Genomic DNA, 1,016 nt, shown 5'->3' with positions numbered 1-1,016 from the left:
CTTTTAATCTGTGAACTGTCCTACGCGACGAGTAAGGGGCAAATCTGTATTGCCTTGTCAGCTCATAAGATAGGACTTGATCACGACTTCAAAGCTAGCTTATTGCAGCTCTCCGTCGTCGATGACTTCTCACAAGCGAGAGCTCATAAGAGGCTGCATGCAAAACAGAGTGTCAAGCCCTTGGTTGTTTCGGGTGATAAGCTGTATTTGACTCGTTATTGGAATCTACAGTGTGAATTCGAAGCTTGGTTAGCGAAAAGGGTGAGCAGTGAAAGCCTGAGTGACGAAGCACTCAGCGAGTCTCAGTTGGATCGTTTGAGTCAGTGTTTAAAAAGCATGTTTGCATTAAATGGTGTGGACTCAGACGAGAAACCAGACTGGCAAGCCGTTGCAGCTGCACATGCTTTGCTGCAAAAAACAACTTTGATTGCTGGGGGACCCGGTACCGGAAAAACCACCACAGCAGCAAGCCTGTTGCACTTGGTCGATCAATCATTCAGGCTACGTTTGGGCCGACCAGCAAAAGTAAGGTTGCTCGCCCCGACAGGAAAGGCTGCCGTTCGTCTAGCGGACTCAATCGCCTTCCAACTTAAGCGAATCGAAACTGAGCAGGCTGTGCTAGAAGGCTCAGATATGCTTCCACTTAGCGCGTGTTTGCCTGCTAATGGTGAGACGATACACCGTTTCTTAATCGACCATAAAGCTTTACCTTCGCAACACTCTTATTCAGAAAAACTTAACGCAGAGAGCCTCTTTTCGGGGCGGAGTGAAATTGCACTTACTGAAGCTGATATCTTAATTGTTGATGAGTCATCAATGATCGACTTGGCTTTAATGCATGCGTTAATCAAAACCGTGCCTGACACCACACAAGTGATCTTTATGGGTGACCCTTATCAGCTGCCACCCGTGGAGCCGGGCGAGGTATTCTCAGAGACGGTTAGGCGTTTTGAGGATATGTCTTATAGTAGCGAATTTGCCGATCGTCTGGCAAGTCTGACTGGCTATGAGTCAGG

1 protein-coding gene is annotated in these 1,016 nt (G+C 47.7%); it reads left to right on the top strand.

The window, feature by feature from the left end:
* The coding region (locus tag A3757_RS00705) for an AAA family ATPase (protein WP_156506065.1) at positions 1 to 1,016 on the top strand (1,016 nt) is incomplete at both ends.

This window comes from Oleiphilus sp. HI0117, assembly GCF_001635235.1.
This window is presented reverse-complemented; position numbering and strand designations above follow the sequence as displayed.